Raw genomic sequence first — 25,878 nt, 5'->3', positions numbered from 1 at the left:
ACGATCACCCGGCACAAAAAAGCCCGCCGATGATCACTCATCGACGGGCTTTTTCTTGCCGCTTGCAGCTAGAAGCTTGTAGCTGCTTCTGCCTTAGATCGCGCCACGCTGACGCAACAGCTCCAGCACTTGCTTGACGCTTTCTTCCAGACTCAGCGACTGCGTGTCGATCACCAGATCGGCATTGAGCGGCACGTCGTACGGGAAGGATTCGCCCGGGATATTGTCGCCGCCAGCAGCGTACAGCCCTTGCGGATCACGCTCGGCGCACACGGTCGGCGAGGCCTGCACGTAGACCGTCAGCAAGCGATCCTTGCCGATCAGTTCCTTGGCCTGCTCGCGACCTTCGGCACTTGGCGCGACGAACGCGGCCAGGGTCAGCAGCCCCGCTTCGTTGAACTGACGCGCCACGTGGGCGGCTCGACGCCAGTTCTCGGTACGCCCGGCGCGATCCTGTGGCAGACCTTTGTTCAAGTCATGACGCAGGTTCTGGCCATCGAGTACAAACACCGCGCGGCCCATGTCGAACAGCTTGCGCTCGACCGCATACGCCAGGGTGCTTTTACCCGCGCCGGACAGGCCGCTGAACAGCACGGTGGCCGGTTGCTGGCCGAAGCGCTGGGCGCGTTCTTCAGTCGCCACGTGGGCCAGTTTGCCGTGGTGGGTGGCAGTGCCATGCGCTACAGGCTGAGCGACGATCATGCCGGCGCCAACGGTGCCGTTGGTCAGGCGATCGATGACGATGAATGCGCCGGTGGTGCGGTTGCTCTCGTAACCGTCGAGGGCGATCGGCGCGTCGAGCGCGATCTTCACCTTACCGATTTCGTTGAGCTGCAACGCGCTCGCCGGGCCTTCTTCCAATGTGTTCACGTCGACCTTGTTGACGATGCTGGCGATGGAGCCCGGCACGTAACTGGTGGCGCGTTTGATGTCGTATTTCTTGCCCGGCAGCATCGGCTCTTCAGCCATCCACACCAGCATCGCTTCGAAGCTGTCGGTGACCGGCGGCACGTTGTCGGCATGCACCAACAGGTCGCCACGGGAGATATCGATTTCGTCTTCCATGGTCAGGGTTACCGCCTGACCTGGACCTGCGTGCTCCAGTTCACCTTCGAAGGTGACGATGGATTTCACGCGGCTGCTCTTGCCCGACGGCAGCACCACGACTTCGTCGCCCTTGTGCACAATGCCGCTGGCCAGGGTGCCGGCGAAACCACGGAAGTTCAGGTTCGGACGGTTGACGTACTGCACCGGGAAACGCAGATCGGTGAAGTTGCGATCGCCGGCGACTTCCACAGTCTCCAGAATCTCCATCAGCGACTGACCGGTGTACCACGGCGAGCGCTCGGACTTGTTCACCACGTTGTCGCCCTTGAGGGCAGACATCGGAACGAAGTGCATGCTGGTCGGCTTCATCTTCAAGCCTTCGGCGAACTTCAGGTAGTCGGCCTTGATCGACTCGAACACGCCTTCGTCGAAGTCCTTCAAGTCCATCTTGTTGATGGCGACGACGATGTGTTTGATGCCCAGCAACGAAGCAATGAAGCTGTGACGACGAGTCTGGGTCTGCACGCCGTAACGGGCGTCGACCAGAATGATCGCCAGGTCACAGGTGGACGCACCGGTGGCCATGTTGCGGGTGTACTGCTCATGGCCGGGGGTGTCGGCGATGATGAATTTGCGCTTGGCGGTGGAGAAATAGCGGTAAGCGACATCAATGGTGATGCCCTGCTCACGCTCGGCCTGCAGGCCGTCGACCAGCAACGCCAGGTCGATGTCGTCACCGGTGGTGCCGACTTTCTTCGAATCGCGGGTGATCGCTTCGAGGTGATCTTCGTAGATCATCTTCGAGTCGTGCAGCAGGCGCCCGATCAGGGTGCTCTTGCCGTCATCGACGTTACCGCAGGTCAAAAAGCGCAGCAGCTCTTTACGTTCGTGCTGGCCCAGGTAGGCGAGGATGTCCTCGCTGATCAAATCAGAAACATGCGACATGACAGCCCCTTAGAAATAGCCTTGACGTTTTTTGTCTTCCATTGAGCCTGCGCCATCGTGGTCGATGACCCGGCCCTGGCGCTCGGAAGTTCGCGTCAGGAGCATTTCCTGAATGATGTCCGTCAGGCTTTCGGCCTCGGACTCCACCGCGCCCGTCAACGGGTAGCAGCCAAGGGTGCGGAACCGCACTTTCTTTTTCACGATGCGCGCTTTGTCTTCTTCGGACAGGTGCTCGAGGATGCGCTCGTCGTCGATCATGATCAGCGTGCCGTTCTTCTCGATCACTTCGCGTTCGGCGGCGAAGTACAGGGGCACAATCGGAATGCCTTCGAGATAGATGTACTGCCAGATGTCCAGCTCGGTCCAGTTCGACAACGGGAACACACGAATGGATTCGCCCTTGTTGACCTTGCCGTTGTAGACGTTCCACAGCTCCGGACGCTGGTTTTTCGGGTCCCAGCGGTGCTTGCTGTCACGGAACGAGTACACGCGCTCTTTGGCGCGGGATTTCTCTTCATCGCGACGGGCGCCGCCGAACGCTGCGTCGAAACCATGCTTGTCGAGTGCCTGTTTCAGGCCTTCGGTTTTCATGATGTCGGTGTGCTTGGCGCTGCCGTGGGTGAACGGGTTGATGTTCTGCGCTACGCCATCGGGGTTGATGTGGGTAATCAGGTCCAGGCCCAAGTCTTCGACCATCTTGTCGCGGAACTTGTACATTTCCTGGAATTTCCAGCGGGTGTCGACGTGCATCACCGGAAACGGCAGTTTGCCCGGGAAGAACGCCTTGCGTGCCAGGTGCAGCATCACGGCGGAGTCTTTACCGATGGAGTACAGCATCACCGGGTTATCGAACTCGGCGGCCACCTCGCGGATGATGTGGATGCTTTCCGCCTCCAGCTGTTTCAGATGCGTCAGTTTGTCGACCATGGCTACTCACGAAAGCTTTCTTATGAACGGCCAGCGGGCCGTGTTCGAGCGAGGAATCCTAGCACAGCGACCTCTTCTAATCAGGACGCCAACTAGATCGAAAGGGTATATGAATATGCCCACCAGTTCGGCCGTCAGGGCCGAACGTGGGAGCGAGCCTGCTCGCGAAGGCGGAGTGTCAGGCACCTTTGTATTGAAGGTCTGACGCCTTCGCGAGCAGGCTCGCTCCCACAGGAGTTTGCGGTGAGCTCAGATCGGGTTCGGGATGTCGATGAAGATGTGCTCAAGGGCAAAGCGCTTCGCCAGATACTCGCCCAGCGCCTGCACGCCATAGCGTTCGGTGGCGTGATGGCCGGCGGCGATGAAGCTGATGTCGTTTTCCCGCGCACTGTGGAAAGTCTGCTCGGAGGCCTCGCCACTGATGAACAGATCGACCCCCGCCGCCACGCCCTGATCGATATAACCCTGGCCACCGCCGGTGCACCAACCGACGCGGCGGATCATGCCGCTGCCTTCTATCAGCAGCGGCTCGCGGCCCATGACTTCCTGAACCTTGCGCGCGAAATCCCGTGCGGTCATCGGCTCATTCAGCGAACCGACCAGCCCGACGACTTTCGGGTTGCTCGGGTCCAACGGCCCTTCAACAGTGATGTCGAGCTGACGCGCCAGTTGCACGTTGTTGCCAACGTCCGGGTGCAGATCCAGCGGCAGGTGATAAGCGAGCAGACTGATGTCGTGCTTGAGCAAGGTTTTCAAGCGGCGCTGTTTCATGCCGGTGACGCAGGGGTTTTCGCCTTTCCAGAAATACCCGTGATGGACCAGGATCAGGTCGGCCTCGGCCTCGACGGCGGCATCGAGTAACGCCTGGCTGGCGGTGACGCCACTGACGATGCGCATCACTTGCGGGCGGCCTTCGACCTGCAAACCGTTGGGGCAATAATCGGCAATTTTCGCACTGCCCAGGTAACGGTCGGCTTCTTCGACGAGGGTGCTGAGGGCAACGGCCATGAAAGACTCCTAAATATCCCGTTCAGAGGCGCGCGCGGCCTCGTATAATGCGCGACATTATGGGCGGTCTGACCTCGCCTGCAACCTTTCCAGGAACGTGCTTAATGCTCAAGGCGCTGCGTTTTTTTGGCTGGCCGCTGTTGGCCGGTGTGCTTATCGCTCTGTTGATTATTCAGCGTTACCCCGAGTGGGTCGGGCTGCCGAGCCTCGATGTCAATCTGCAACAGGCGCCACAGACCACGATCGTGCAACAGGGGCCGGTGTCCTATGCGGATGCGGTGGGCATCGCCGCGCCGTCGGTGGTCAACCTGTACACCACCAAGGTCATCAACAAACCGGCGCATCCCTTGTTCGAGGATCCGCAGTTCCGCCGTTTCTTCGGTGACAACTCGCCGAAACAGAAGCGCATGGAATCGAGCCTCGGTTCCGGGGTAATCATGAGCCCGGAAGGCTACATCCTCACCAACAACCACGTCACCAGCGGCGCCGACCAGATTGTCGTGGCATTGAAGGACGGTCGCGAAACACTCGCACGGGTGATTGGCAGCGATCCTGAGACTGACCTGGCTGTCCTGAAGATCGACCTGAAAAACCTCCCGGCAATCACCGTCGGCCGCTCCGACAGCATTCGCATCGGTGACGTCGCGCTCGCTATCGGCAACCCGTTCGGCGTCGGTCAGACCGTGACCATGGGCATCATCAGCGCCACCGGCCGCAATCAGTTGGGCCTGAACAACTACGAAGACTTCATCCAGACCGATGCGGCGATCAACCCGGGCAACTCCGGCGGTGCGCTGGTCGATGCCAACGGCAACCTCACCGGAATCAACACGGCGATCTTTTCCAAGTCCGGCGGCTCGCAAGGCATCGGATTTGCCATTCCGGTGAAACTGGCGATGGAAGTGATGAAGTCGATCATCGAGCACGGCCAGGTGATTCGTGGCTGGCTGGGCATCGAAGTGCAACCGCTGACTCAGGAACTGGCGGAGTCGTTTGGCTTGTCCGGGCGCCCTGGGATCGTCGTCGCCGGAATCTTCCGTGACGGCCCGGCGCAGAAAGCCGGCCTGCAACTGGGCGATGTGATTCTGAGCATCGATGGCGAGCCCGCCGGCGATGGTCGCCGCTCGATGAACCAGGTGGCGCGGATCAAACCGACCGACAAGGTGACAATTCAGGTCATGCGCAACGGCAAGGAGCTGAAGCTGACGGCTGAAATCGGCCTGCGTCCACCACCGGCACCGGTGAAAGAAAAAGAAGAGTAAAAATGTTTTCGCGCCAACGGCGCGAATAACAGACATTCTCAACGGGCATGTTATATTGTTTCAATTCTCGCAATTGGAACAACATAACATGTCGTCTCGCAAAAAGGCCTCACTGTTGGGCCTGACTCTGGGTTTGCTCTGCGATCCCGCCTTCGCCGATGAGCCGCAGCCCGTTGAGCTGGAAGCCATCAGCGTCACCTCCGACTACGAATCACCCACCGGCCCGGTCAGCGGTTATCGCGCGACCCGCTCGGCCAGTGCGACCAAAACCGACACGGCGATTCGCGATATCCCACAAGCCATCAGCGTGGTTCCGGCCAGTGTGCTCTCGGATCTGGGCAGCACCAGCGTTGAACGCGCACTGGATTTTGCCGGCGGCGTATCGAAGCAGAACAACTTCGGCGGCCTGACCCTGTACGAATACAGCGTGCGCGGCTTCACCACGTCCGAGTTCTACAAGGACGGTTTCAGCGCCAATCGCGGTTACCCGAGCACGCCGGATGCGGCCAATATCGAGCGCATCGAAGTGCTCAAAGGCCCGGCCGCCAGCCTTTACGGTCGGGGCGATCCTGGCGGCACGGTAAACATCGTCACCAAGAAACCGCAGCCAGAAGCGTTCACCACTGTGCAAACCAGCGCCGGCAGTTGGGACCGCTACCGCACCGCGCTGGACGTCAACACGCCCCTCGATGATCAGGGCGATGTGCTCTCGCGCATCAACCTCGCCGTAGAAGACAACAACAGCTTTCGCGACCACGTCGACAGCCAGCGGGTCTTCGTTGCGCCCTCGATCAGTTTGCAGTTGAGCCCGGACACCTCGCTGCTGGTGGAGAGCGAAATCGTCCGTCACAACTCGACGTTCGATCGTGGCGTTGTGGCGCCGAACAACAAATGGAGCGGCGTTTCGCGCTCGACGTTCTTGGGCGAGCCCAACGACGGCAACATCGACAACCACAACAACCTGCTCCAGGCCACTCTTGAACACCATCTGAACGACAGCTGGAAACTGCGTCTGGCCAGCCACTACAAGGAAGGCAAGCTCTGGGGCGACGCCTCGGAACAACGCGCGCTGAACGCCGACGGCCATACGGTCAACCGCCGCTTGCGCGAACGCGACACGAGTTGGCACGACAGCATCACCCAACTGGAACTGCGCGGTCTGTTCGACCTCGGGCCGTGGCAGCATGAATTGCTGATCGGCACCGAGTACGAGAATTACCGCAAGGACGAACGCGTCACCACCATTGCTGGCGGCCCCTACGCCATCGACATCTATAAGCCGGTCTACGGCCAGCCGAAACCCAACGGCGCACGCTCGGGCACCGACTTCTTCGAACACGTCGAAAGTCATGCGCTGAATCTGCAGGACCAGATCATCTTCACCGACAAGCTGCGCGGCATGCTCGGCGCGCGCTTCGAGCACTTCGATCAGCGCATCGACGATCACAGCCGCAACGCCAAAAGTCAGCAACGCCACGACGCGCTGACTCAACGCGCCGGCCTGCTCTATCAGCTCACGCCGAACACCGGCCTGTTCGCCAACGCCTCGACCTCGTTCAAACCGAACAACGGCCTGGATGCTTCCGGCAAATCCTTCGACCCGGAAGAAGGCGTCGGTTATGAAGTGGGAATCAAGAACGAGCTGTTCGATGAGCGGGTGAGCAGCACCCTCGCCTTCTTCCACATCGACAAGGAAAACGTTCTCGCCCTCGATCCGGGCACCGACACCAGCCGCGCCATGGGCAAGGCGCGCAGTCAGGGCTTCGATTGGCAAGTGAGCGGCCAGGTGACCGACGCGGTGCGGGTCATCGGCGCCTTCGCCTACATCGACGCCGAGGTGACCAAGGGCGACGCGACCATTGCCACAGGCAGCCGCATCCTCGGCGTGGCCAAACGCAGCGGCAGTCTGCTGGGTGTTTATGAATTTCAGGATGGCCGTCTGCGCGGTTCAGACGTCGGCGCAGCGTTCACCTACGTCGGCGATCGCTCGGGCGAATCCGGCAGCGACTTCGAATTGCCGGCCTACCAGACCGTCGACTTGCTCGCGCACTACAAGGCCAGCGACAACGTAACGGTCGGCCTCAACCTGAACAACGTCTTCGACGAGAAATATTACGAGCGCTCCTACAGCAACTACTGGGTCAACCCCGGCGAGCCACGCAATTTCACCGTCAGCCTGACACTCAACCTGTAAAAGGACGTCACCATGCACTACGGCAAATCCCTTCTGCTCATCGCTGCGCTCTTCACCGGGCAAGTGTCGGCCCACGGCCTGTGGACAGAGGAACTACGCGGCAACATCGAGGTGGTCTACGGTCACGGCGCCGAAGACAACGCCTTCAAGGCACAAAAAGTCAGCGGTGCCTGGGCTTATGACGCAAGCGGCAAAATGATCCCGGTCAGCGTCGAGCGCCTGGCCGATCATGCCCGTTTGAAACCATTGAAGCCGCCGGCGCTGATGGCCGTGGCGCTGAACAATGGCATGTGGTCGCAGACGGCGGACAAGAAGTGGATCAACGAAGGACGCAGCAAAGTGCCCGGCGCCACCGAGGCCACGCAGACCTTCAAGTACAGCCTGGCGATCTATCAGCCGGGGGCGAGGTTGCCGAAACTGGACCAGATCAAACTGCTGATCCTGCCGGAGGTCGATCCACTGACGGTCGGGCCGGGCAAATCGTTACCGGTGCGGGTGCTGCTCGATGGCAAACCGGCGGCAGGGGTGAAGTTGATTGGCGACTATCGCAGCGCGCCCAACACCCTGAGCACCGAGACCGACAAGGATGGGCGTGCGCAGGTGCTGGTGCGTAATGAAGGGTTGAATGTGATTGCGGCGCAGGTTGAAGTGCCGGTGAAGGACAGTGTGGATGTGGACAGTCGTGGGTTGTTCAGTTCGCTGACATTCGTTGGCGAGCCGCATCACGAATAAAAGCACACCCTCACCCCAGCCCTCTCCCGGCGGGAGAGGGGGCCGACCGAGTTGTCTTGCGGGATACATCGACCTGAAAGACCGAGTTGATTATGGATTCAATACAAATCGTTCAAGTCGGTGAACCTCTGCAATATTCCCCATTCAGTCCCCTCTCCCTCTGGGAGAGGGCTAGGGTGAGGGGCTTTTGCTTTTAGAGGTCGCCAAGGCCCTCGATCAACGCCTGATTCTGCTCCGGCGTACCCACCGATATCCGCAAGAACTGCGCAATCCGTTCCTGCTTGAAGTGCCGCACGATCACGCCCTGCTCGCGCAGCTTGGCCGCCAGGCCCGCCGCATCATGCTGCGGGTGGCGAGCGAAGATGAAGTTGGCCGCCGACGGCAGCACTTCAAAGCCTTTAGCCTGCAACTGCGCCACCACCCATTCGCGGCTCTCTATCACCTGACGACAGGTCTTGTCGAAATACTCGCGATCGGCAAACGCCGCCGCCGCGCCGACAATCGCCAGACGATCCAGTGGATAGGAGTTGAAGCTGTTCTTGATCCGCTCCAGCGCTTCGATCAGGTCCGGATGCCCTACCGCCAGACCGACACGCAGGCCGGCCAGCGAGCGTGACTTGGACAGCGTCTGCGTCACCAGCAGGTTCGGATAGCGGTCCACCAGACTGATCGCCGTCTCGCCGCCGAAGTCGATGTACGCCTCGTCGACGACCACGACCGAATCAGGACTGGCCTTGAGGATTTTCTCGACGGCGTCCAGCGCCAGCAGGCATCCGGTCGGGGCGTTCGGGTTGGGGAAAATGATCCCGCCATTCGGTTTGGCGTAGTCGGCCGGGTTGATCTGGAATTGCGCATCCAGCGGCACCGCATCGAATTCAATGCCGTACAGACCGCAGTAGACCGGATAGAAGCTGTAGCTGATGTCCGGGAACAGCAGCGGCTGATCGTGTTGCAGCAGACCGTGGAAGATGTGCGCGAGCACTTCGTCCGAACCGTTGCCAAGGAACACCTGACTGGTTTGCACGCCGTAATATTCGGCCACGGCGTTTTTCAGCAGATCACTGTTCGGGTCCGGGTACAGGCGCAAGTTGTCGTTGAGTTCGGCTTGCATCGCCGCCAGCGCTTTTGGCGACGGGCCATACGGATTTTCGTTGGTATTGAGCTTGACCAGTTTGGTCAGCTTCGGCTGTTCGCCCGGCACGTAGGGCACCAGATCCTTGACGAACGGGCTCCAGAATTTACTCATCGCTCAGTTCCCCTGCCCTTTCAGAAAGTCTTGGTCTTTGATGCGGTATTCGGCGCTGCGCGCGTGGGCGCTCAGCGATTCACCACGGGCGAGTACCGATGCAGTTTTGCCCAGCTCGGAAGCGCCGGCCTCGGAGCAGAAGATGATCGACGAGCGCTTCTGGAAGTCGTAGACACCCAGCGGCGAGGAGAACCGCGCGGTGCCGGAAGTCGGCAACACGTGGTTCGGACCGGCGCAGTAATCGCCCAACGCTTCGGAAGTGTGGCGGCCCATGAAGATCGCACCGGCGTGACGAATCTGCGGCAACCAGGCTTGTGGATCGGCGACCGACAACTCCAGGTGTTCCGGGGCGATACGATTGGCGACTTCGATGGCCTGGGCCATGTCACTGACCTGGATCAGCGCACCACGGCCATTGATCGAAGTTTCGATGATGGTCGCGCGGTCCATGGTCGGCAGCAGTTTGTCGATGCTTGCGGCTACCTTGTCGAGGAACTCGGCGTCCGGGCTGACCAGAATCGCTTGCGCGTCTTCGTCGTGCTCGGCCTGGGAGAACAGGTCCATGGCGATCCAGTCCGGATCGGTCTGGCCGTCGCAGACCACAAGAATTTCCGAAGGGCCGGCAATCATGTCGATGCCGACCTGGCCGAACACATGGCGCTTGGCGGTGGCGACATAGATATTGCCCGGGCCGACAACCTTGTCGACACGCGGCACGCTTTCGGTGCCGTACGCCAGTGCGGCAACCGCTTGCGCGCCGCCGATGGTGAACACGCGGTCGACACCGGCGATGCAGGCAGCGGCCAGCACCAGCTCGTTGATTTCACCGCGCGGGGTCGGCACGACCATGACCACTTCGGTCACGCCAGCGACCTTGGCCGGAATCGCGTTCATCAATACCGACGACGGATAAGAGGCCTTGCCACCAGGCACGTACAGGCCGGCACGATCCAGCGGCGTGACTTTCTGGCCGAGCACCGTGCCGTCAGCCTCGGTGTAGCTCCAGGAATCCTGCTTCTGTTTTTCGTGATAGCTGCGCACGCGGGCGGCGGCTTTTTCCAAGGCCTCGCGTTGCGGCACAGTGATGCGGGTCAGGGCCAGTTCGAGACGCTCGCGCGGCAGGATCAGGTCAGCCATCGAGGCGACTTCAAGACCGTCGAACTTCTGGGTGAACTCGACCAGCGCCGCGTCACCTCGCTCGCGCACAGCCTTGATGATGTCGAGCACGCGCTGATTGACCGAGTCGTCAGACACACTTTCCCAGCTCAGCAGATGATCCAGATGATGCGCGAAATCCAGGTCAGCAGCGTTGAGTCGGCGAATTGCAGTCGGTGCGGTCATAGCGAGAGCCTCATAGGAATTGGCAAAAAACTCAGGCGCCCGAAACTAGCATTCGATCCGCTTGGGCACCTGAGAATTCTGGCTATGAGGCGGATAGACGGCGCGGCCTCGGGCCGCGCTGGTAGATCAGCCGCGGTGTCGCGATTCCACTGCGTTGCGCAGGGTGTCGATCAACGCCTGGATTCGGGCGTGCTGCATTTTCATTGAAGCCTTGTTGACCACCAGACGCGAGCTGATCGTGGCGATCAGTTCCTGTGGCTCCAGGCCGTTGGCGCGCAGGGTGTTGCCGGTGTCGACCACGTCGATGATCTTGTCGGCCAGCCCGATCAGCGGCGCCAGTTCCATCGAGCCGTACAGCTTGATGATGTCGACCTGACGGCCCTGCTCGGCGTAATAACGCTTGGCAACGTTGACGAACTTGGTCGCCACGCGCAGACGGCCCTTGGGCTCGGCCGCGCCGATCTTGCCGGCGGTCATCAGCTTGCACTGGGCGATCTGCAGGTCCAGCGGCTCGTACAGGCCCTGGCCGCTGTATTCCATCAGCACGTCCTTACCGGCGACGCCGAGGTCGGCCGCGCCATGCTCGACATAGGTCGGCACGTCGGTGGCACGCACGATCAGCAGACGCACGTCGTCCTGGGTCGTGGGAATGATCAGCTTGCGGCTCTTGTCCGGATTCTCGGTCGGCACGATGCCCGCTTCAGCGAGAAGCGGCAGAGTGTCGTCAAGGATGCGGCCCTTGGACAGTGCGATGGTCAACATGGGAAACGTCAGTCCTTATCAAGGTACTCATGCCCGGTCGCAATCGGCGCCGGACACACATCGAGGGTGCGTACACCCTCGACTCGAAACGAATTCAGTGGACACGTCCCTGTGTCCCGATGCAGCGATCAGCCCGGAACGCGACGGATCTTGGCACCCAGCATTTGCAGTTTTTCTTCGATGCACTCGTAACCACGGTCTATGTGGTAGATGCGGTCGATCAGCGTGTCGCCTTCGGCAACCAGCGCCGAGATCACCAGACTGGCCGATGCGCGCAGGTCGGTGGCCATGACTGGCGCGCCCTTGAGCTTCTCGATACCGGTGACGATGGCAGTGTTGCCTTCAACCTGGATATGCGCGCCCATGCGGTGCAGCTCGTACACGTGCATGAAACGGTTTTCGAAGATTGTCTCGATCACCGCACCAGTACCTTCGGCAATGGCGTTGAGCGAGATGAACTGGGCCTGCATGTCGGTCGGGAACGCCGGGTACGGCGCGGTGCGCACGTTGACCGCCTTCGGGCGCTTGCCGTGCATGTTCAGCTCGATCCAGTCTTCACCGCAGGTGATTTCCGCACCGGCTTCACGCAGCTTTTCCAGTACCGCTTCGAGAATGGTCGGATCGGTGTCCTTGACCTTGACGCGGCCACCGGTCACGGCAGCAGCGACCAGATAGGTGCCGGTTTCGATCCGGTCAGGCATGACTTTGTAGAAAGCCGAACCCAGACGCTCGACGCCATCGATGGTGATGGTGTCTGTGCCGGCGCCGGAAACCTTGGCGCCCATGGCATTGAGGAAGTTCGCCAGGTCGACCACTTCAGGTTCGCGCGCGGCGTTCTGCAACACGCTGCGGCCTTTGGCCAGTGCAGCGGCCATCATGATGTTCTCGGTACCGGTCACGCTGACGGTGTCGAAGAAGAAGTGCGCGCCGCGCAAGCCACCTTGAGGTGCCTTGGCCTTGATGTAGCCGCCTTCGACGTCGATGACCGCGCCCATGGCTTCCAGACCGCGGATGTGCAGGTCGACCGGACGCGAACCGATGGCGCAACCGCCAGGCAGTGCGACTTCGGCTTCACCGAAACGCGCGACCATCGGGCCGAGCACAAGGATCGACGCACGCATGGTTTTCACCAGTTCGTACGGCGCGATCAGGGTCTTGATGGTGCGCGGGTCGATTTCGACGCTGAGCTTCTCGTCGATTACCGGCTCAATGCCCATGCGCCCGAACAGCTCGATCATGGTGGTGATGTCGTGCAGGTGCGGCAGGTTGCCAACGGTGACCGGGCCATCGCACAGCAAGGTCGCGGCCAGAATCGGCAGGGCGGAGTTCTTCGCGCCGGAAATGCGGATCTCGCCATCAAGACGAGCGCCACCGGTAATAATCAATTTATCCATTAGTATCTCGACGCCCTAGGGCTCAGGTGCGCTCGGCCCAGGCCGCGCGGCTGAAAAATTTCATAGTGACCGCATGGATGCTGCCATCGGTGATCCATGGGTTCAAATGGGCATAGACCTGCTGCTGACGCTTCACCGGGCTCAACGCCGCCAGTTCATCGCTAATCACGTTCAGCTGGAAGTTGCAGCCTTCGCCCTCAACTTCTACCAGCGTTCCTGGCAGCTTTCCTTCAAGGAAGCTCTTCACTTCTACGGCCTGCATGCTCAACCTCAATCGGCGCCCTGTGCGCACGGGTCGGACATCATACAAAAAAGCCCCGCGCCTGCGAACCCCGCAACGCAGGACTCTGACGGGGGGCTTCTTTATAGATGATGGTTCAGGGTTGCGCCAACAGCTCGGTCAGTTCACTGACCTGAGCGATTTCGCGCATGTCTTCAGGCATCGCACGGATGCTGACGGCCTTGCCGGCCGCCTGGGCATCGCGCGTGAAGCACAGCAGCAACGACAGGCCGACGCTGCTGGACTTCTGCACCGCCGAACAATCGATGACCAGCGCCGACGCCTTGCTCGACTTGATCAGCGCCTGCCCTTCCTTGCGCAGCTCAGGCCCGGTGCGGTAATCCAGCACGCCGCTGAGCACCAGCTCGTCGACATCACTCATGCGAACTGCCGCCTCACTCATTGCGCTGGCTTCGCGGCGGCTTTGTCGGTTTCCTGCTTGGCCTTGGCCACTTCACCGGCCCAGCCATCGATGGTCTTGTCCAGATCGTTGCCATTGCGTTGCATGGCGTCGGCGAACTGGTCACGGAACAGCTTGCCGATGTTGATGCCGTTGATGATCACGTTGCGCAGCTTCCACTCGCCGCTGATCTTCTCAAGCGTGTACTGCACCGGATAGATCGCGCCATTGCTGCCCTTGACGGTCATGTTGACGCTGGTGCGGTCGCCCGATTCGTCTTTGGCCGGATCAACCGTGATGCCCTGGTTGTTGTATTCCAGCAGAGCGTTGCCATAGAACTGGAACAGACCGCGCTTGAAGTTTTCCTGAAAGCGCTGCATCTGCTCAGGCGTGGCCTTGCGCGAATACTTCACGGTCATGATGCTTTTGGAGATGCCCTCGGCATCCACCACTGGCCCCACAATGTTGTTGAGCGCCGCATAGAAATCCTGCGGATCCTGCTTGTACTTCTCTTTGTTTGCCTGCAAGTCGGCAAGCATCCGGTTCGTGGTGTCCTGAATCAGGTCATGAGCCGATTGCCCCGGTGCAGCGTTAGCCATCAACGGCAGGGCCGCGAGCAACACCAACAGGCCACGTCGCAAGATAGAGATCATTCAAAAGCTCCTCATTTGGCGTCTTTGCTAACGGTATTGAGCAGGAATTTACCGATCAGGTCTTCCAGTACCAGTGACGACTGCGTGTCGTGGATGGTTCCACCGTCTTTCAACTGGGTGTCTTCACCGCCGACGCTGATACCGATGTATTTCTCGCCCAGCAGACCCGCGGTGAGGATAGATGCAGTCGAATCGACCGGCAGGTTGTCGACCTTTTTATCCACTTGCAGCGTGACCCGACCGGTGAAGCTGTCGCGATCCAGATCGATTGCGGTGACCTTGCCGATGGTCACCCCGGCCATGGTCACTTTGGCTCTGACCGTCAGACCGGCGATATTGTCGAAATACGCATACAACTTGTAAGTGTCGGTGGACGAAGTCGGAGACAGGCCGCTGACGCGCAAGGCGAGCAGCAGCAAAGCCAGGATCCCTGCCAGCAGGAACAGGCCGACACCGATTTCCAGGGTGCGGTTTTGCATCAGAAATCTCCAAACATCAAAGCGGTCAGAATAAAGTCCAGGCCGAGCACTGCCAGCGAGGCAAACACCACGGTCTTGGTGGTGGCACGACTGATTCCCTCGGAAGTGGGTTCACAGTCATAGCCTTGGAATACGGCGATCCAGGTCACGACAAAGGCGAAAACGACACTCTTGATCACGCCATTTAGCACATCACTGGTGAAGTTCACGCTGTTCTGCATGTTCGCCCAGTACGAGCCTTCGTAGACGCCCAGCCAGTCGACCGCCACCCACGAACCGCCCCAGATGCCGACGACGCTGAAAATCATCGCCAGCACCGGCAGGGAAATGAAGCCGGCCCACAGGCGCGGGGCAATGATGTACTTGAGCGGATCGACACCGATCATTTCCAGGCTGGACAGCTGCTCGGTGGATTTCATGTTGCCGATTTCGGCGGTCAACGCCGAACCGGCCCGCCCGGCAAACAGCAACGCCGTGACCACCGGCCCCAGTTCACGCAGCAGCGTCAGGGCGACCATCTGCCCTACAGCCTGCTCTGAACCATAGCTGGAAAGAATGCTGAAGCCCTGCAGCGCCAGGACCATGCCGATGAAAATGCCGGAGACCACGATGATCACCAGCGACATGACGCCGACCGAATGCAGCTGCTTGACCAACAGGCCAAAACCACCGCTGATACCGCCACGGCCCAGCAGGGCGTGAAACAGGAACAGGGTCGCCCGACCAAACACCGCGACCGCGTCGATCGCCGATTCGCCGAACCGACGCACGCGTTCCATCAATGAAATTCTGCGCATCAACGCTTCCCCAGAAGATCTGCGCGGTAATCCGTCGCTGGAAAGTGATACGGCACCGGGCCATCGGGATCACCGGTCATGAACTGGCGGATACGCGGGTCATCCGAATTCATCAGCTCATCCGGCGTGCCCTGCCCCAGCACCTGACCATCGCCCACGACATAGATGTAGTCGGCAATGCTCGCGGTTTCCGCCAGGTCGTGCGAGACCACGATGCTGGTGATTCCCAGTGCATCGTTGAGCAGGCGGATCAGGCGCACCAGCACGCCCATGGCGATCGGGTCCTGGCCCACGAAGGGCTCGTCGTACATGAGAATCTGCGGATCGAGGGCAATCGCCCGGGCCAGCGCCACGCGGCGCTTCATGCCGCCGGACAGTTCGTCCGGCATCAGGTCGATGGCGCCACGCAGCCCCACGGCCTGCAATTTCAGCAGGACGATGTCGCGAATCATGTCTTCCGGCAGTTGCGTGTGCACCCGCAGCGGAAAGGCCACGTTCTCGAACACATCGAGGTCGGTGAACAGCGCACCGCTCTGAAACAGCACGCCCATGTGCTTGCGCGCATCGAACAGATCACTGCGCGACAGCGTCGGCAGATTCTGCCCGTTGACCCAGACTTCGCCGCCGGACGGCCGCAACTGCGCGCCCATCAGGCGCAGCAGCGTGGTCTTGCCGCAGCCGGAAGGCCCCATGATGCCGGTGACCTTGCCGCGCGGGATGCGGATATCGACGTTATTGAAAATGCTCCGCGCACCGCGCTTGAAGGAGACTCCCTTCAGCTCGACCGCGTAGGCGTTATCGGCACTCATCTAAACTCCTTGCGATGCAGCCTCTCACTGGGATGCCAGACTTTCCTCGGAAACACCTGCATCCCGGGCAGGCCGAACTGGCGGCGAACTATATCACTGCAAAGGCTGAGCGCCCAAGCGAGAACCCGGCCAAGATCGCCGACTGAAGAGGGCCTGAGCGAGTTTCAGAGGGTTTTGGTAACCAGTAATGACAAAGCACGTCGAACTTGCGTGAGGCTTTGCCACATAACCGCTATAATCGCCGCCTTTTCATCGGCCCATACGATTCTGACATGAGCAAAACCCGCGACCTGATTCAATCGGCACAACGCACCATCCGCCTCGAAGTGGAAGCCGTCCAAGGCTTGATGGCCCATATCGACGCCGATTTCGTACGCGCTTGCGAGATGATTCTGGCCAGCAAGGGCCGTGTGGTCGTAGTCGGCATGGGCAAATCCGGGCACATCGGCAACAAGATCGCCGCCACCCTGGCCAGCACCGGCACTCCGGCGTTTTTTGTGCATCCGGCCGAAGCCAGCCACGGCGACATGGGCATGATCACCCGCGACGATGTGATTCTGGCCCTGTCGAACTCCGGCTCGACCAACGAAATCGTAACGCTGCTGCCATTGATCAAACGCCTGGGTATCCAGCTGATCAGCGTCACCGGCAATCCACAGTCGCCATTGGCGAAGGCTGCCGAGGTCAATCTCAATGTGCATGTCGAGCACGAAGCCTGCCCGCTGAATCTGGCACCGACCTCTTCGACCACGGCCGCACTGGTCATGGGCGATGCCCTGGCCGTGGCGCTGCTGGAAGCTCGTGGTTTCACCGCTGAAGATTTCGCGTTCTCGCATCCGGGCGGTGCCCTTGGCCGTCGCCTGCTGCTGAAAGTCGAAAACGTCATGCACGCCGGACAGGAGCTGCCGCAGGTACAACGCGGCACCCTGCTCAAGGACGCGCTGATGGAAATGACCCGCAAGGGTCTGGGCATGACCGCAATTATTGAGGCCGATGGCAAGCTCGCCGGGATCTTCACCGACGGTGATTTGCGCCGCACGCTGGATCGCGCCATCGACATCCGCAGCGCCACCATCGACCAGGTGATGACTGCACACGGCAAGACCGCCCGGCCCGACATGCTCGCCGCCGAAGCCCTGAAAATCATGGAAGACCATCGAATCAACGCCCTGGTAGTCGTCGACGAGGAGGATCGCCCGATCGGCGCCTTCAACCTCTCCGATCTGCTGCGCGCAGGAGTCATGTAATGAGCAACGATCTGCTGCAACGCGGCAAAGCGATCAAACTGGCAGTGTTCGACGTCGACGGTGTGCTCACCGACGGGCGCCTGTACTTCCTCGAAGACGGCAGCGAGTTCAAGACCTTCAACACCCTCGACGGCCAGGGCATCAAGATGCTGATGAATGCCGGCGTGCAGACGGCGATCATCAGTGGTCGCAAGACCCCGGTGGTCGAGCGCCGCGCGAAAAACCTCGGCATCCCGCATCTGTTTCAGGGGCGCGAGGACAAACTGGTGGTACTCGACGGTCTGCTCGCGCAACTGGGCCTAAGCTATGAAGAAGTCGCCTATCTCGGTGACGATCTGCCAGACTTGCCGGTGATCCGCCGTGTAGGGCTGGGCATGGCGGTGGCCAACGCTGCCGATTTCGTCCGCGAACACGCCCACGGCGTTACCCGCGCCCGTGGCGGCGAAGGTGCCGCCCGCGAATTCTGCGAATTGATCCTGCGCGCCCAGGGCCGCCTCGAAGCGGCCAACGCCGCGTACCTGTGAGCCTGACCATGTTTAGCAAAAAGTTTCGCAATTTCCTGCTGTTCGGCTGCATCGCGGCGATTTTCGCTGCGGTGGGCTACTGGAACATCAGCCCGGAGCGCTTCCTCGACAAGCCGCCAGTCTCGGCCGCCGAGAATCCGATCGACTGGTACGCGACCAACACGCATACCATTCAATACCTGCCCGACGGCAAGGTGCAGTATGAGATGACCTCCGACAAGGCCGAGCACGTCAAGGCCACTGATGTCACTCTGGTAACCAAGCCTGATTTGAACATGTACCGCGGCACCAACTTCCCGTGGCACGTGACCAGCGAGCGCGGCGAAGTGAATTCGGGCGGCACCGAAGTGGAATTGATCGATTCGGTCCGCGTACAGCGCACCGACGAGAAACAGCGCGGCACCCTGATCACCAGCACCCGCATGACCGTGTTCCCGCAGCAAGAATATGCGCAGACCGCGCAACCCGTTAGAATCGAGGGCGCTGGCGGCGTATCGACTGGCGTCGGAATGAAAGCGTACCTGAAGGACAGCAGGATACACCTGCAATCGAACGTAAGAGGACAGTATGAGGCTCGTTAAAACCCTCCCTATTTTGCTCAGTCTGGGCGCAGCACTGGGAAGCGCGAGCGCCTGGTCCCTGCCGAACGATCAGCAGCAGCCTATCCGCATTCAGGCCGACGACGCCCAACTGGACGACAAGAATGGCATCGCCACCTATAAAGGTGACGTGATCATTACCCAAGGCTCGATGATCGTTAAAGGCAACACCGTGACCATGACGCGCGCGCCCAATGGCGACATCGACGTGGTGACCTCGGTAGGCAACCTGGCTTACTTCGAGCAGTTGCAGACCCAGGGCGACGCCAACCCGGTCAAGGGCTACGGCGTGACGATTCAATACCACGCCCAGCAGAACCGGGTGGTGCTGATCGACAAGGCCAAGGTTATCGACAAGGATAACAACGTCACCCAGGGCGAAAAAATCGTCTACGACACCGTGAAGAAGCTGGCCAGCGCCGGTCGCGCCACGGGCAGCAAGGTCACCGAATCGCGTCCGCGCATCGACATGGTGATCCAGCCGAAGAAGAAAACCGAAGAGAAATCCCAGTAATGGCAACTCTGAAAGCTCAGCATCTGGCCAAGGCCTATAAAAGCCGCCAGGTCGTGCGTGACGTCAGCCTGTCGATCGACAGCGGGCAGATCGTCGGCTTGCTCGGTCCGAACGGCGCCGGCAAGACTACGTGCTTCTACATGATCGTTGGCCTGGTGCAGGCAGATCAGGGCCGTGTGCTGATCGATGATCTGGACGTCAGCCACCAGCCGATGCACGGCCGCGCCAAGGCCGGTATCGGCTATCTGCCGCAAGAAGCGTCGATCTTCCGTAAACTGTCGGTCGCCGACAACATCATGGCGATCCTCGAGACCCGCCCGGAGCTGGACAAGGCCGGTCGTCGCAAGGAGCTGGAAAGCCTGCTGCAGGAATTCCACATCAGCCACATCCGCGACAACCTCGGCATGAGCCTGTCCGGCGGTGAGCGTCGCCGGGTGGAAATCGCTCGCGCCCTGGCCACTGCACCCAAGTTCATCCTGCTCGACGAACCGTTCGCCGGTGTCGACCCGATCTCGGTCGGCGACATCAAGCAGATCATCCATCACCTCAAGGCCAAGGGCATCGGCGTGCTGATCACCGACCACAACGTGCGTGAGACGCTGGATATTTGCGAAACCGCTTACATCGTCAACGACGGTCAACTGATCGCTGAAGGCGATGCCGAGACCATCCTGGCCAACGATCTGGTCAAGGAAGTGTATCTGGGTCACGAGTTCCGCCTGTAAGCGCGACAGCGCTGTATCGATTCAAGGCGCATTTATCCGCTTTAATTGTTACAGCGCTCTAGGCAAACACTTCAGTTTCAGGCATATAATTTGCTTAAGTTTGGCGCTTCGGTGCCCTGTAGTGGATGGCGCAAAGCGCCGGCGAATAAGGTGTTAAGCCCCTGCCATGAAACCATCGCTAGTCTTGAGAATGGGCCAGCAGCTGACGATGACACCGCAGCTGCAACAGGCCATCCGCCTGCTCCAATTGTCGACCCTGGACCTGCAACAGGAGATCCAGGAGGCTCTGGAATCCAATCCGATGCTCGAGCGCCAGGAAGAAGGCGACGACTTCGACAATGCCGATCCGCTGGCCGACAACGCCGAACAGAAGCCCGCCGAAATCCAGGAACCCTCCTACCAGGAAACCGCCCCGACGGTGGATAACCTCGAGGATGGCGATTGGAACGAGCGCATCCCCAACGAACTGCCAGTGGATACTGCCTGGGAAGACGTTTACCAGACCAGCGCCAGCAGCCTGCCCAGCAGCGATGACGATGAGTGGGATTTCACCACCCGCACGTCCGCCGGCGAGAGCCTGCAAAGCCATCTGCTCTGGCAACTGAACCTGGCGCCGATGTCCGACACCGATCGCCTGATCGCTGTCACCCTGATCGACTGCATCAACAATCAGGGCTATCTGGACGAAACACTCGAAGAAATTCTTGAAGCGTTCGATCCGGAACTGGACATCGAGCTCGACGAAATCGAAGCCGTCCTGCATCGCATCCAGCAATTCGAGCCCGCTGGTATCGGCGCCCGCAACCTCAGCGAATGCCTGCTGCTGCAATTGCGCCAGCTGCCCGCGAAGACGCCGTGGCTGACCGAGGCCAAGCGGCTTGTCGCCGATTACATCGACCTGCTCGGCAGCCGCGATTACAGCCAGTTGATGCGGCGCATGAAGCTCAAGGAAGACGAGCTGCGCCAGGTCATCGAACTGGTGCAGAGCCTCAATCCGCGTCCCGGCTCACAGATCGAGTCGACCGAAGCCGAATACGTCATTCCCGACGTGATCGTGCGCAAGGACAACGAGCGCTGGCTGGTCGAGCTGAACCAGGAATCGGTGCCTCGCCTGCGCGTCAACGCCCAGTACGCCGGTTTCGTGAAGCGTGCCGACACCAGCGCCGACAACACTTTCATGCGCAACCAGTTGCAGGAGGCCCGCTGGTTCATCAAGAGCCTGCAGAGCCGCAACGAAACCCTGATGAAAGTGGCCACGCAGATCGTCGAACATCAGCGCGGCTTCCTCGAATACGGCGACGAAGCAATGAAGCCGTTGGTATTGCATGACATCGCCGAAGCGGTCGGCATGCACGAATCGACGATTTCCCGGGTGACCACACAAAAATTCATGCATACCCCGCGCGGTATTTATGAGCTGAAATACTTTTTCTCCAGCCACGTCAGCACCTCCGAAGGCGGCGAATGCTCGTCCACGGCGATCCGCGCGATCATCAAGAAACTGGTCGCTGCGGAAAATCAGAAAAAGCCGTTGAGTGACAGCAAGATCGCTGGTTTACTGGAGGCACAAGGCATTCAGGTGGCTCGCCGCACCGTCGCCAAGTACCGCGAATCCCTCGGAATCGCGCCTTCGAGCGAACGCAAGCGGTTGATGTAAGCCACGTTACAGCGTTCCAGTGGCAGGCTTTTCGGCCTGCCGCTTTATGCACTGGCAACGAAGGAGAAGCTGTATGCAAGTCAACATCAGTGGACACCAACTGGAAGTGACCCAACCTCTGCGTTCCTACATCGAGGAAAAACTCCAGCGACTGGAGCGACATTTCGACAAGATCACCAACGTGCAGGTCACGATGTGCGTCGAAAAGCTGAAACAGAAGATCGAAGCCACCTTGCATATTCCCGGCAGTGAAGTGGTCGCAAACGCAGAAGATACCGACATGTACGCTGCGATCGACTCACTTACCGACAAGCTGGATCGCCAACTCAAAAAGCATAAGGAAAAGACCCAGAGCCTCCTCCAGGGCGCGACCGGTCGTTAACACCCCTATCCATGATCCGACTTGAAACCATCCTGACCCCCGGCCGTTCCCAAGTGAACGCGCCGGGCGGCAGCAAGAAAAAAGCCCTCGAACAGATTGCCAACCTGATCCACCGCGAAGTGCCGGATCTGGCGATGCAGGATGTCTTCGAGGCGCTGATCGCCCGTGAAAAACTCGGCTCCACCGGTTTTGGCAACGGCATCGCCATTCCCCACTGCCGCCTCAAGGGCTGCGCGGGGCCAGTGAGCGCCCTGCTGCACCTCGAAGCCCCGATCGATTTCGACGCCATCGACGGCGCTCCGGTGGACCTGTTGTTCGTATTGCTGGTCCCGGAAGCCGCAACCGACGCGCATCTGGAGTTGTTGCGCCAGATCGCCAGCATGCTCGACCGCAAGGAAGTGCGCGACAAGCTACGCAGCGCTCCGAGCAATGAAGCCTTGTACCAGGTCGTACTGGACGAGCAGAACGGGCACTAATCATGCGTTTGATCATTGTCAGTGGCCGTTCGGGCTCGGGTAAAAGTACCGCCCTGAATGTCCTTGAGGACAACGGCTACTACTGCATCGACAATCTGCCGGCCGGTTTGCTGCCGGAACTGGCCGAGCGAGCGCTGATTCACACAGAACTGGCGCAGCCGCTGGTCGCCGTGTCGATCGATGCGCGCAACCTGCCCAGCCATCTGTCACGTTTCCCTGAGTTGCTCGAAGACGTGCGTGCCAAGCATATCAAGTGCGATGTGCTGTACCTGGACGCCGATGAAGAAACCCTGCTCAAGCGTTTTTCCGAGACCCGTCGTCGTCACCCCCTGAGCAACGCCAATCGCTCACTGGCCGAGGCGATTCACGACGAAACCGCCCTGCTTGGTCCGATCGCCGATCTGGCCGACCTGAAGATCAACACCACCAGTCTGAATCTGTATCAACTGCGCGACACCATCAAGTTGCGCCTGTTGAATCAACCGGAGCCCGGTACGGCGTTTCTGGTCGAGTCGTTCGGCTTCAAGCGCGGCATGCCGGTCGACGCCGACCTCGTGTTCGACGTGCGCTGCCTGCCCAATCCGTACTGGAAACCGGAGCTGCGCGCGCAATCCGGCCTCGATGCCCCTGTGGCCGAGTACCTGGCGCAGCAGCCGGATGTCGAAGAAATGTATCAGGACATCTACGCCTACCTGAACAAGTGGCTGCCACGCTTCGCCGCCAGCAACCGCGCCTACGTCACCATTGCCATTGGCTGCACCGGCGGGCATCACCGCTCCGTCTACCTGACCGAACGACTGGGTCAGGCCCTGCAGAAAACCCTGAAGAACGTCCAGGTTCGCCACCGCGACCTCACCTAAAGGATCCACACCGCGATGCCTGCTCGTGAAATCGAAATCATCAATAAGCTGGGCCTGCATGCCCGGGCATCGGCCAAATTTGTCGGCGTGGCGGGTCAGTATCCAGACTGCACGATCCGAGTGGGACGCATACCTGAAACGACTGTCGACGGCAAGAGCATCATGGCAATGATGATGCTCGCGGCGGGCAAAGGCACCAAGATCCATTTGAGCACCGAAGGCGAACAGGCTCAGGAAGCCATGGACGCATTGGTCGATCTGATCGAAAGGTATTTCGACGAAGGTGAATAATCCTCGAGGCGGGGACACTGTTCCTCGCCTCCATTCACCCCAACGCCGTATCCATCACCATCATCAGACAAAACCCGATCAGAAGGCCCAGACTCGCCAGCTTGTCATGCCCATGACGGCGCGATTCCGGGATCACTTCGTGGGTCACCACCAGCAACATCGCCCCCGCCGCCAGTGCCAGCCCCAACGGCAACAGCACCTGAGCCAGACTCACGAGCCACGCACACAGCAGCGCAAATATCGGTTCGACCAGCCCCGACGCCGCGCCGATCAGAAACGCCCTGACCCGCGACATTCCCGCCCCGGCCAGCACCAGAGCAATCACCAGTCCTTCCGGCACATCCTGCAACGCAATGCCCATCGCCAGACTGTCGGCGTCCGCCATCCCGCCTCCGGCAGATACGCCAACCGCCATGCCTTCCGGAATGTTGTGCGCGATGATGGCGAACACGAACAGCCAGATTCGCGGTGGAATTACCGGATGCTCCAGCGTGCCGACGAGCATTTCCGGCGAGGCACCGCAAATGCGCCGATCCACCAGATACAGACCGAACGCACCGAGCAGGATGCCGAAGCAGATCAGGCCACTGGCGGCCCACGGCGTCAGGCCAAGGCTCTCAGCTGCAGCTATGCCCGGCACGATCAACGAAAACGCCGTCGCCGCCAGCATCACCCCGGCACCAAATCCCAGCAAGGTGTCGCTGAGTGCCTGCGGCATGCGGCGGATCACCAGCACCGGCACCGCGCCAAGCGCCGTGCCCAAGGCGCAGATGGCACCGCCCTGCAAGGCACGTAACAGCCTCGGTTCCAGATTCAGCCATTGCAAAGCGTGGGCGACCAGTAAAGTCATACCCGCCAACAGCAAAAGCGAACCCACCGCGTAACGAAACATGCGCCCACTGCCAATCGCCAGTGTTTCCGTGCCCATAGTCAGCCCTGATTGTTTTTATTGAAGGCTTAAACCAGTGCGGCCTGATAGCGCGCAGCAACTTCCGGCCAGTTGATCACGTTGTAGAACGCGTTGATGTATTCCGGGCGACGGTTCTGGTAACGCAGGTAGTAAGCGTGCTCCCAGACATCGAGGCCAAGGATCGGGGTGTTGCCGTTCATCAACGGGCTGTCCTGGTTGCCGCTGCTTTCCACGACCAGTTTTTTCTCCGGTGTCACGCTCAGCCACGCCCAGCCGCTGCCAAAACGGGTCAGCGCGGCTTTGGTGAACGCTTCCCTGAAACTGTCGAGTCCGCCCAGTTGCTCGTCGATGGCCTTGGCCAGCGCGCCGCTGGGCTTGCCGCCACCGTTGGGCACCATCACTTCCCAGAACAGCGAATGGTTGGCGTGGCCGCCGCCCTGATTGATCACCGCCGCGCGAAGTTTTTCCGGCAGTTGCTGCACGCTGGCGACGAGTTTTTCCACCGGCCACTCGGCGAACTCGGTGCCTTCCACGGCGGCGTTGAGGTTGTTGATGTAGGTCTGGTGATGCTTGGTGTAATGGATTTCCATGGTCTGCGCATCGATGTGCGGCTCGAGGGCATCGTAGGCGTAAGGCAAGGCAGGCAAGGTAAAAGCCATTTCAATGGACTCCATACTGATGAGAAGTTGAGGCGCGGCGGGCATTGCCGGTGTCCGGATGCAGCAGGCGCTGGGTGCGTGGGTATTCGCCGTGCTCGCTGATGAAGTTCAACAGTTCGACATAGGTCTTGCTGCTCTGGCGCAGCGCCGCCTCACGCAGGGCCGGACGCAAGCGCTCGTCCTGCATGGTCTGCAACAAACGTTGATGGATGGCACAGAGATATTCGGCGCTCTCCTCCGGTTGGTTCAGGCGCAGATGCAGGTCAGCCAGGTTGTGATGTGAGACGACGCAGGCCGCCACCGCTTCGTCGGCATCCGCCCAGCGTTCGAACAACACTTGCGCCAGGGCCAGGGCTTGCAGGTAAGCCTCGCGGGCGTCGATCAGTTCGCCCAGCATGAAGCAGCGATTGGCCCGTTCGATCGTGCGTTTCCAGTGCTCCATGATGAGCCTCCAAAGCGGTTGCGGGGTTTACACGCCGCCGGCGGTGAGTTTCTCGGGGTTGAGCAACTCTTTCAGCTGGCTGCGCGACAGGCGGGTGTGTTCCAGGGCGACGTCGATCACCGCACAGCCTTCCTTGCAGGCGTTAGCGCGCAACGGATCTGGCGACTCATCCAGCGCCGGCTTTCGAGGTAGGGCTGCTCGTGCAAGGCGGAACTCATGATCCGTGACTCGTCCGGAAATGAGATTTATTATTAGATGATAATGAGAACCAAAACAAGCGTTCGAGTTTGCGCTGTTCATTTGTGGGAGCGAGCCT

The 25,878-nt window shown here is 60.2% G+C and carries 29 protein-coding genes and 1 pseudogene; 13 read left to right on the top strand and 17 right to left on the bottom strand.

Annotated features, from left to right (window positions below; all coding sequences use genetic code 11):
• Positions 1 to 93 precede the first annotated feature (93 nt).
• The 3 genes from cysN to AB4O45_RS17725 form a co-directional block, all read right to left on the bottom strand.
• The gene (gene cysN, locus AB4O45_RS17735; protein ID WP_073473760.1) at positions 94 to 1,992 is read right to left on the bottom strand and encodes a sulfate adenylyltransferase subunit CysN; all 1,899 of its coding nucleotides are present in this window, start codon (positions 1,990 to 1,992) and stop codon (positions 94 to 96) included.
• A 9-nt stretch (positions 1,993 to 2,001) separates the two neighbouring features.
• Positions 2,002 to 2,919 (bottom strand): sulfate adenylyltransferase subunit CysD, encoded by a 918-nt coding sequence (gene cysD / locus AB4O45_RS17730; RefSeq protein ID WP_056782962.1) that lies wholly within the window; start codon positions 2,917 to 2,919, stop codon positions 2,002 to 2,004.
• A gap of 249 nt (positions 2,920 to 3,168) precedes the next feature.
• Positions 3,169 to 3,927, bottom strand: coding sequence for a Nif3-like dinuclear metal center hexameric protein (locus AB4O45_RS17725; protein WP_130901481.1), 759 nt, complete (start codon positions 3,925 to 3,927; stop codon positions 3,169 to 3,171).
• Positions 3,928 to 4,031: 104 nt separating this feature from the next.
• On the opposite strand from AB4O45_RS17725, the gene algW reads away from it, so the two are divergent.
• From algW to AB4O45_RS17710, 3 genes are all read left to right on the top strand, one after another.
• Positions 4,032 to 5,189 (top strand): Do family serine endopeptidase AlgW, encoded by a 1,158-nt coding sequence (gene algW, locus AB4O45_RS17720; protein WP_016770590.1) that lies wholly within the window; start codon positions 4,032 to 4,034, stop codon positions 5,187 to 5,189.
• Between the two features lie 88 nt (positions 5,190 to 5,277).
• Positions 5,278 to 7,383 (top strand): TonB-dependent siderophore receptor, encoded by a 2,106-nt coding sequence (locus AB4O45_RS17715; RefSeq protein WP_460160376.1) that lies wholly within the window; start codon positions 5,278 to 5,280, stop codon positions 7,381 to 7,383.
• Between the two features lie 12 nt (positions 7,384 to 7,395).
• Positions 7,396 to 8,115, top strand: coding sequence for a DUF4198 domain-containing protein (locus AB4O45_RS17710; protein ID WP_460160375.1), 720 nt, complete (start codon positions 7,396 to 7,398; stop codon positions 8,113 to 8,115).
• A 193-nt stretch (positions 8,116 to 8,308) separates the two neighbouring features.
• Here AB4O45_RS17710 and hisC read toward each other — a convergent pair whose 3' ends face one another.
• The 10 genes from hisC to AB4O45_RS17660 form a co-directional block, all read right to left on the bottom strand.
• Positions 8,309 to 9,361 (bottom strand): histidinol-phosphate transaminase, encoded by a 1,053-nt coding sequence (gene hisC, locus AB4O45_RS17705; RefSeq protein WP_353188421.1) that lies wholly within the window; start codon positions 9,359 to 9,361, stop codon positions 8,309 to 8,311.
• 3 nt (positions 9,362 to 9,364) lie between these two features.
• On the bottom strand, positions 9,365 to 10,702 hold the full coding sequence (hisD, locus tag AB4O45_RS17700; RefSeq protein WP_431078323.1) for a histidinol dehydrogenase: 1,338 nt from the start codon (positions 10,700 to 10,702) through the stop codon (positions 9,365 to 9,367).
• Between the two features lie 126 nt (positions 10,703 to 10,828).
• The gene (gene hisG / locus AB4O45_RS17695) at positions 10,829 to 11,464 is read right to left on the bottom strand and encodes an ATP phosphoribosyltransferase (RefSeq protein ID WP_016771668.1); all 636 of its coding nucleotides are present in this window, start codon (positions 11,462 to 11,464) and stop codon (positions 10,829 to 10,831) included.
• 128 nt (positions 11,465 to 11,592) lie between these two features.
• Positions 11,593 to 12,858: a UDP-N-acetylglucosamine 1-carboxyvinyltransferase gene (gene murA, locus AB4O45_RS17690; RefSeq protein ID WP_252887324.1), complete on the bottom strand. Its 1,266-nt coding sequence runs from the start codon at positions 12,856 to 12,858 to the stop codon at positions 11,593 to 11,595.
• Between the two features lie 22 nt (positions 12,859 to 12,880).
• Positions 12,881 to 13,120, bottom strand: a complete 240-nt coding sequence (locus AB4O45_RS17685; RefSeq protein WP_016771670.1) for a BolA family protein — start codon at positions 13,118 to 13,120, stop codon at positions 12,881 to 12,883.
• Between the two features lie 115 nt (positions 13,121 to 13,235).
• Positions 13,236 to 13,541, bottom strand: coding sequence for an STAS domain-containing protein (locus tag AB4O45_RS17680; protein WP_252868806.1), 306 nt, complete (start codon positions 13,539 to 13,541; stop codon positions 13,236 to 13,238).
• The gene (locus AB4O45_RS17675; protein WP_056782946.1) at positions 13,538 to 14,191 is read right to left on the bottom strand and encodes an MlaC/ttg2D family ABC transporter substrate-binding protein; all 654 of its coding nucleotides are present in this window, start codon (positions 14,189 to 14,191) and stop codon (positions 13,538 to 13,540) included. The genes AB4O45_RS17680 and AB4O45_RS17675 overlap by 4 nt, the downstream gene beginning before the upstream one ends.
• 11 nt (positions 14,192 to 14,202) lie before the next feature.
• On the bottom strand, positions 14,203 to 14,670 hold the full coding sequence (gene mlaD, locus AB4O45_RS17670) for an outer membrane lipid asymmetry maintenance protein MlaD (RefSeq protein WP_016771673.1): 468 nt from the start codon (positions 14,668 to 14,670) through the stop codon (positions 14,203 to 14,205).
• The gene (gene mlaE, locus AB4O45_RS17665) at positions 14,670 to 15,467 is read right to left on the bottom strand and encodes a lipid asymmetry maintenance ABC transporter permease subunit MlaE (protein WP_016771674.1); all 798 of its coding nucleotides are present in this window, start codon (positions 15,465 to 15,467) and stop codon (positions 14,670 to 14,672) included. Before mlaE ends, mlaD begins: the two co-directional genes overlap by 1 nt.
• On the bottom strand, positions 15,467 to 16,276 hold the full coding sequence (locus tag AB4O45_RS17660; protein ID WP_056782943.1) for an ATP-binding cassette domain-containing protein: 810 nt from the start codon (positions 16,274 to 16,276) through the stop codon (positions 15,467 to 15,469). Before AB4O45_RS17660 ends, mlaE begins: the two co-directional genes overlap by 1 nt.
• Before the next feature lie 272 nt (positions 16,277 to 16,548).
• Between AB4O45_RS17660 and AB4O45_RS17655 the strand changes: the two genes are divergently transcribed.
• The 10 genes from AB4O45_RS17655 (at position 16,549) to AB4O45_RS17610 (ending at position 23,551) form a co-directional block, all read left to right on the top strand.
• Positions 16,549 to 17,523 carry a KpsF/GutQ family sugar-phosphate isomerase gene (locus AB4O45_RS17655; RefSeq protein WP_024011623.1) on the top strand — a complete coding sequence of 325 codons (975 nt, stop codon included), beginning with the start codon at positions 16,549 to 16,551 and terminating at the stop codon, positions 17,521 to 17,523.
• The gene (locus AB4O45_RS17650) at positions 17,523 to 18,047 is read left to right on the top strand and encodes a KdsC family phosphatase (RefSeq protein WP_016771677.1); all 525 of its coding nucleotides are present in this window, start codon (positions 17,523 to 17,525) and stop codon (positions 18,045 to 18,047) included. Before AB4O45_RS17655 ends, AB4O45_RS17650 begins: the two co-directional genes overlap by 1 nt.
• Before the next feature lie 8 nt (positions 18,048 to 18,055).
• Positions 18,056 to 18,628, top strand: coding sequence for an LPS export ABC transporter periplasmic protein LptC (gene lptC / locus AB4O45_RS17645; protein WP_460160374.1), 573 nt, complete (start codon positions 18,056 to 18,058; stop codon positions 18,626 to 18,628).
• Positions 18,615 to 19,160 carry a lipopolysaccharide transport periplasmic protein LptA gene (gene lptA, locus AB4O45_RS17640; RefSeq protein WP_016771679.1) on the top strand — a complete coding sequence of 182 codons (546 nt, stop codon included), beginning with the start codon at positions 18,615 to 18,617 and terminating at the stop codon, positions 19,158 to 19,160. The genes lptC and lptA overlap by 14 nt, the downstream gene beginning before the upstream one ends.
• A complete protein-coding gene (gene lptB, locus AB4O45_RS17635; protein ID WP_024011621.1) occupies positions 19,160 to 19,885 on the top strand; it encodes an LPS export ABC transporter ATP-binding protein in 726 nt (241 codons plus the stop codon). The genes lptA and lptB overlap by 1 nt, the downstream gene beginning before the upstream one ends.
• Before the next feature lie 166 nt (positions 19,886 to 20,051).
• Positions 20,052 to 21,542 (top strand): RNA polymerase factor sigma-54, encoded by a 1,491-nt coding sequence (locus tag AB4O45_RS17630; protein WP_041477979.1) that lies wholly within the window; start codon positions 20,052 to 20,054, stop codon positions 21,540 to 21,542.
• A 73-nt stretch (positions 21,543 to 21,615) separates the two neighbouring features.
• A complete protein-coding gene (gene hpf, locus AB4O45_RS17625; protein ID WP_007912419.1) occupies positions 21,616 to 21,924 on the top strand; it encodes a ribosome hibernation-promoting factor, HPF/YfiA family in 309 nt (102 codons plus the stop codon).
• Positions 21,925 to 21,935: 11 nt separating this feature from the next.
• A complete protein-coding gene (ptsN, locus tag AB4O45_RS17620) occupies positions 21,936 to 22,400 on the top strand; it encodes a PTS IIA-like nitrogen regulatory protein PtsN (protein ID WP_041477978.1) in 465 nt (154 codons plus the stop codon).
• A gap of 2 nt (positions 22,401 to 22,402) precedes the next feature.
• Positions 22,403 to 23,260, top strand: a complete 858-nt coding sequence (gene rapZ / locus AB4O45_RS17615) for an RNase adapter RapZ (protein ID WP_041477977.1) — start codon at positions 22,403 to 22,405, stop codon at positions 23,258 to 23,260.
• 15 nt (positions 23,261 to 23,275) lie between these two features.
• Entirely contained in the window at positions 23,276 to 23,551 is a 276-nt protein-coding gene (locus AB4O45_RS17610; protein WP_460160373.1) for an HPr family phosphocarrier protein, read from the top strand.
• 34 nt (positions 23,552 to 23,585) lie between these two features.
• Here AB4O45_RS17610 and AB4O45_RS17605 read toward each other — a convergent pair whose 3' ends face one another.
• The 4 genes and pseudogenes from AB4O45_RS17605 to AB4O45_RS17590 form a co-directional block, all read right to left on the bottom strand.
• Positions 23,586 to 24,479 carry a ZIP family metal transporter gene (locus AB4O45_RS17605; protein WP_041477976.1) on the bottom strand — a complete coding sequence of 298 codons (894 nt, stop codon included), beginning with the start codon at positions 24,477 to 24,479 and terminating at the stop codon, positions 23,586 to 23,588.
• Positions 24,480 to 24,508: 29 nt separating this feature from the next.
• Positions 24,509 to 25,120: a superoxide dismutase gene (locus AB4O45_RS17600; protein ID WP_236169662.1), complete on the bottom strand. Its 612-nt coding sequence runs from the start codon at positions 25,118 to 25,120 to the stop codon at positions 24,509 to 24,511.
• A gap of 1 nt (position 25,121) precedes the next feature.
• Complete coding sequence (locus tag AB4O45_RS17595) at positions 25,122 to 25,562, bottom strand: hypothetical protein (protein ID WP_042608764.1); 441 nt, start codon at positions 25,560 to 25,562, stop codon at positions 25,122 to 25,124.
• Between the two features lie 137 nt (positions 25,563 to 25,699).
• Positions 25,700 to 25,780: pseudogene (locus tag AB4O45_RS17590) on the bottom strand (FagA protein); the annotation flags it as partial.
• Positions 25,781 to 25,878 lie beyond the last annotated feature (98 nt).

This window comes from Pseudomonas sp. S2_B10 (genome assembly GCF_054668425.1).
This window is presented reverse-complemented; position numbering and strand designations above follow the sequence as displayed.

Coding starts and splice junctions, on each gene's coding strand:
- AB4O45_RS17715 (WP_460160376.1), top strand. CDS start 5,278: ATGTCGTCTCGCAAAAAGGCCTCACTGTTGGGCCTGACTCTGGGTTTG.
- AB4O45_RS17595 (WP_042608764.1), bottom strand. CDS start 25,562: ATGGAGCACTGGAAACGCACGATCGAACGGGCCAATCGCTGCTTCATG.
- mlaD (WP_016771673.1), bottom strand. CDS start 14,670: ATGCAAAACCGCACCCTGGAAATCGGTGTCGGCCTGTTCCTGCTGGCA.
- AB4O45_RS17710 (WP_460160375.1), top strand. CDS start 7,396: ATGCACTACGGCAAATCCCTTCTGCTCATCGCTGCGCTCTTCACCGGG.
- ptsN (WP_041477978.1), top strand. CDS start 21,936: ATGATCCGACTTGAAACCATCCTGACCCCCGGCCGTTCCCAAGTGAAC.
- AB4O45_RS17655 (WP_024011623.1), top strand. CDS start 16,549: ATGAGCAAAACCCGCGACCTGATTCAATCGGCACAACGCACCATCCGC.
- AB4O45_RS17725 (WP_130901481.1), bottom strand. CDS start 3,927: ATGGCCGTTGCCCTCAGCACCCTCGTCGAAGAAGCCGACCGTTACCTG.
- mlaE (WP_016771674.1), bottom strand. CDS start 15,467: ATGCGCAGAATTTCATTGATGGAACGCGTGCGTCGGTTCGGCGAATCG.
- AB4O45_RS17605 (WP_041477976.1), bottom strand. CDS start 24,479: ATGGGCACGGAAACACTGGCGATTGGCAGTGGGCGCATGTTTCGTTAC.
- AB4O45_RS17600 (WP_236169662.1), bottom strand. CDS start 25,120: ATGGCTTTTACCTTGCCTGCCTTGCCTTACGCCTACGATGCCCTCGAG.
- lptC (WP_460160374.1), top strand. CDS start 18,056: ATGTTTAGCAAAAAGTTTCGCAATTTCCTGCTGTTCGGCTGCATCGCG.
- murA (WP_252887324.1), bottom strand. CDS start 12,858: ATGGATAAATTGATTATTACCGGTGGCGCTCGTCTTGATGGCGAGATC.
- lptA (WP_016771679.1), top strand. CDS start 18,615: ATGAGGCTCGTTAAAACCCTCCCTATTTTGCTCAGTCTGGGCGCAGCA.
- AB4O45_RS17610 (WP_460160373.1), top strand. CDS start 23,276: ATGCCTGCTCGTGAAATCGAAATCATCAATAAGCTGGGCCTGCATGCC.
- AB4O45_RS17630 (WP_041477979.1), top strand. CDS start 20,052: ATGAAACCATCGCTAGTCTTGAGAATGGGCCAGCAGCTGACGATGACA.
- AB4O45_RS17680 (WP_252868806.1), bottom strand. CDS start 13,541: ATGAGTGAGGCGGCAGTTCGCATGAGTGATGTCGACGAGCTGGTGCTC.
- cysD (WP_056782962.1), bottom strand. CDS start 2,919: ATGGTCGACAAACTGACGCATCTGAAACAGCTGGAGGCGGAAAGCATC.
- lptB (WP_024011621.1), top strand. CDS start 19,160: ATGGCAACTCTGAAAGCTCAGCATCTGGCCAAGGCCTATAAAAGCCGC.
- algW (WP_016770590.1), top strand. CDS start 4,032: ATGCTCAAGGCGCTGCGTTTTTTTGGCTGGCCGCTGTTGGCCGGTGTG.
- rapZ (WP_041477977.1), top strand. CDS start 22,403: ATGCGTTTGATCATTGTCAGTGGCCGTTCGGGCTCGGGTAAAAGTACC.
- hpf (WP_007912419.1), top strand. CDS start 21,616: ATGCAAGTCAACATCAGTGGACACCAACTGGAAGTGACCCAACCTCTG.
- AB4O45_RS17650 (WP_016771677.1), top strand. CDS start 17,523: ATGAGCAACGATCTGCTGCAACGCGGCAAAGCGATCAAACTGGCAGTG.
- AB4O45_RS17675 (WP_056782946.1), bottom strand. CDS start 14,191: ATGATCTCTATCTTGCGACGTGGCCTGTTGGTGTTGCTCGCGGCCCTG.
- hisC (WP_353188421.1), bottom strand. CDS start 9,361: ATGAGTAAATTCTGGAGCCCGTTCGTCAAGGATCTGGTGCCCTACGTG.
- AB4O45_RS17660 (WP_056782943.1), bottom strand. CDS start 16,276: ATGAGTGCCGATAACGCCTACGCGGTCGAGCTGAAGGGAGTCTCCTTC.
- hisD (WP_431078323.1), bottom strand. CDS start 10,702: ATGACCGCACCGACTGCAATTCGCCGACTCAACGCTGCTGACCTGGAT.
- hisG (WP_016771668.1), bottom strand. CDS start 11,464: ATGTTGACCATCGCACTGTCCAAGGGCCGCATCCTTGACGACACTCTG.
- cysN (WP_073473760.1), bottom strand. CDS start 1,992: ATGTCGCATGTTTCTGATTTGATCAGCGAGGACATCCTCGCCTACCTG.
- AB4O45_RS17685 (WP_016771670.1), bottom strand. CDS start 13,120: ATGCAGGCCGTAGAAGTGAAGAGCTTCCTTGAAGGAAAGCTGCCAGGA.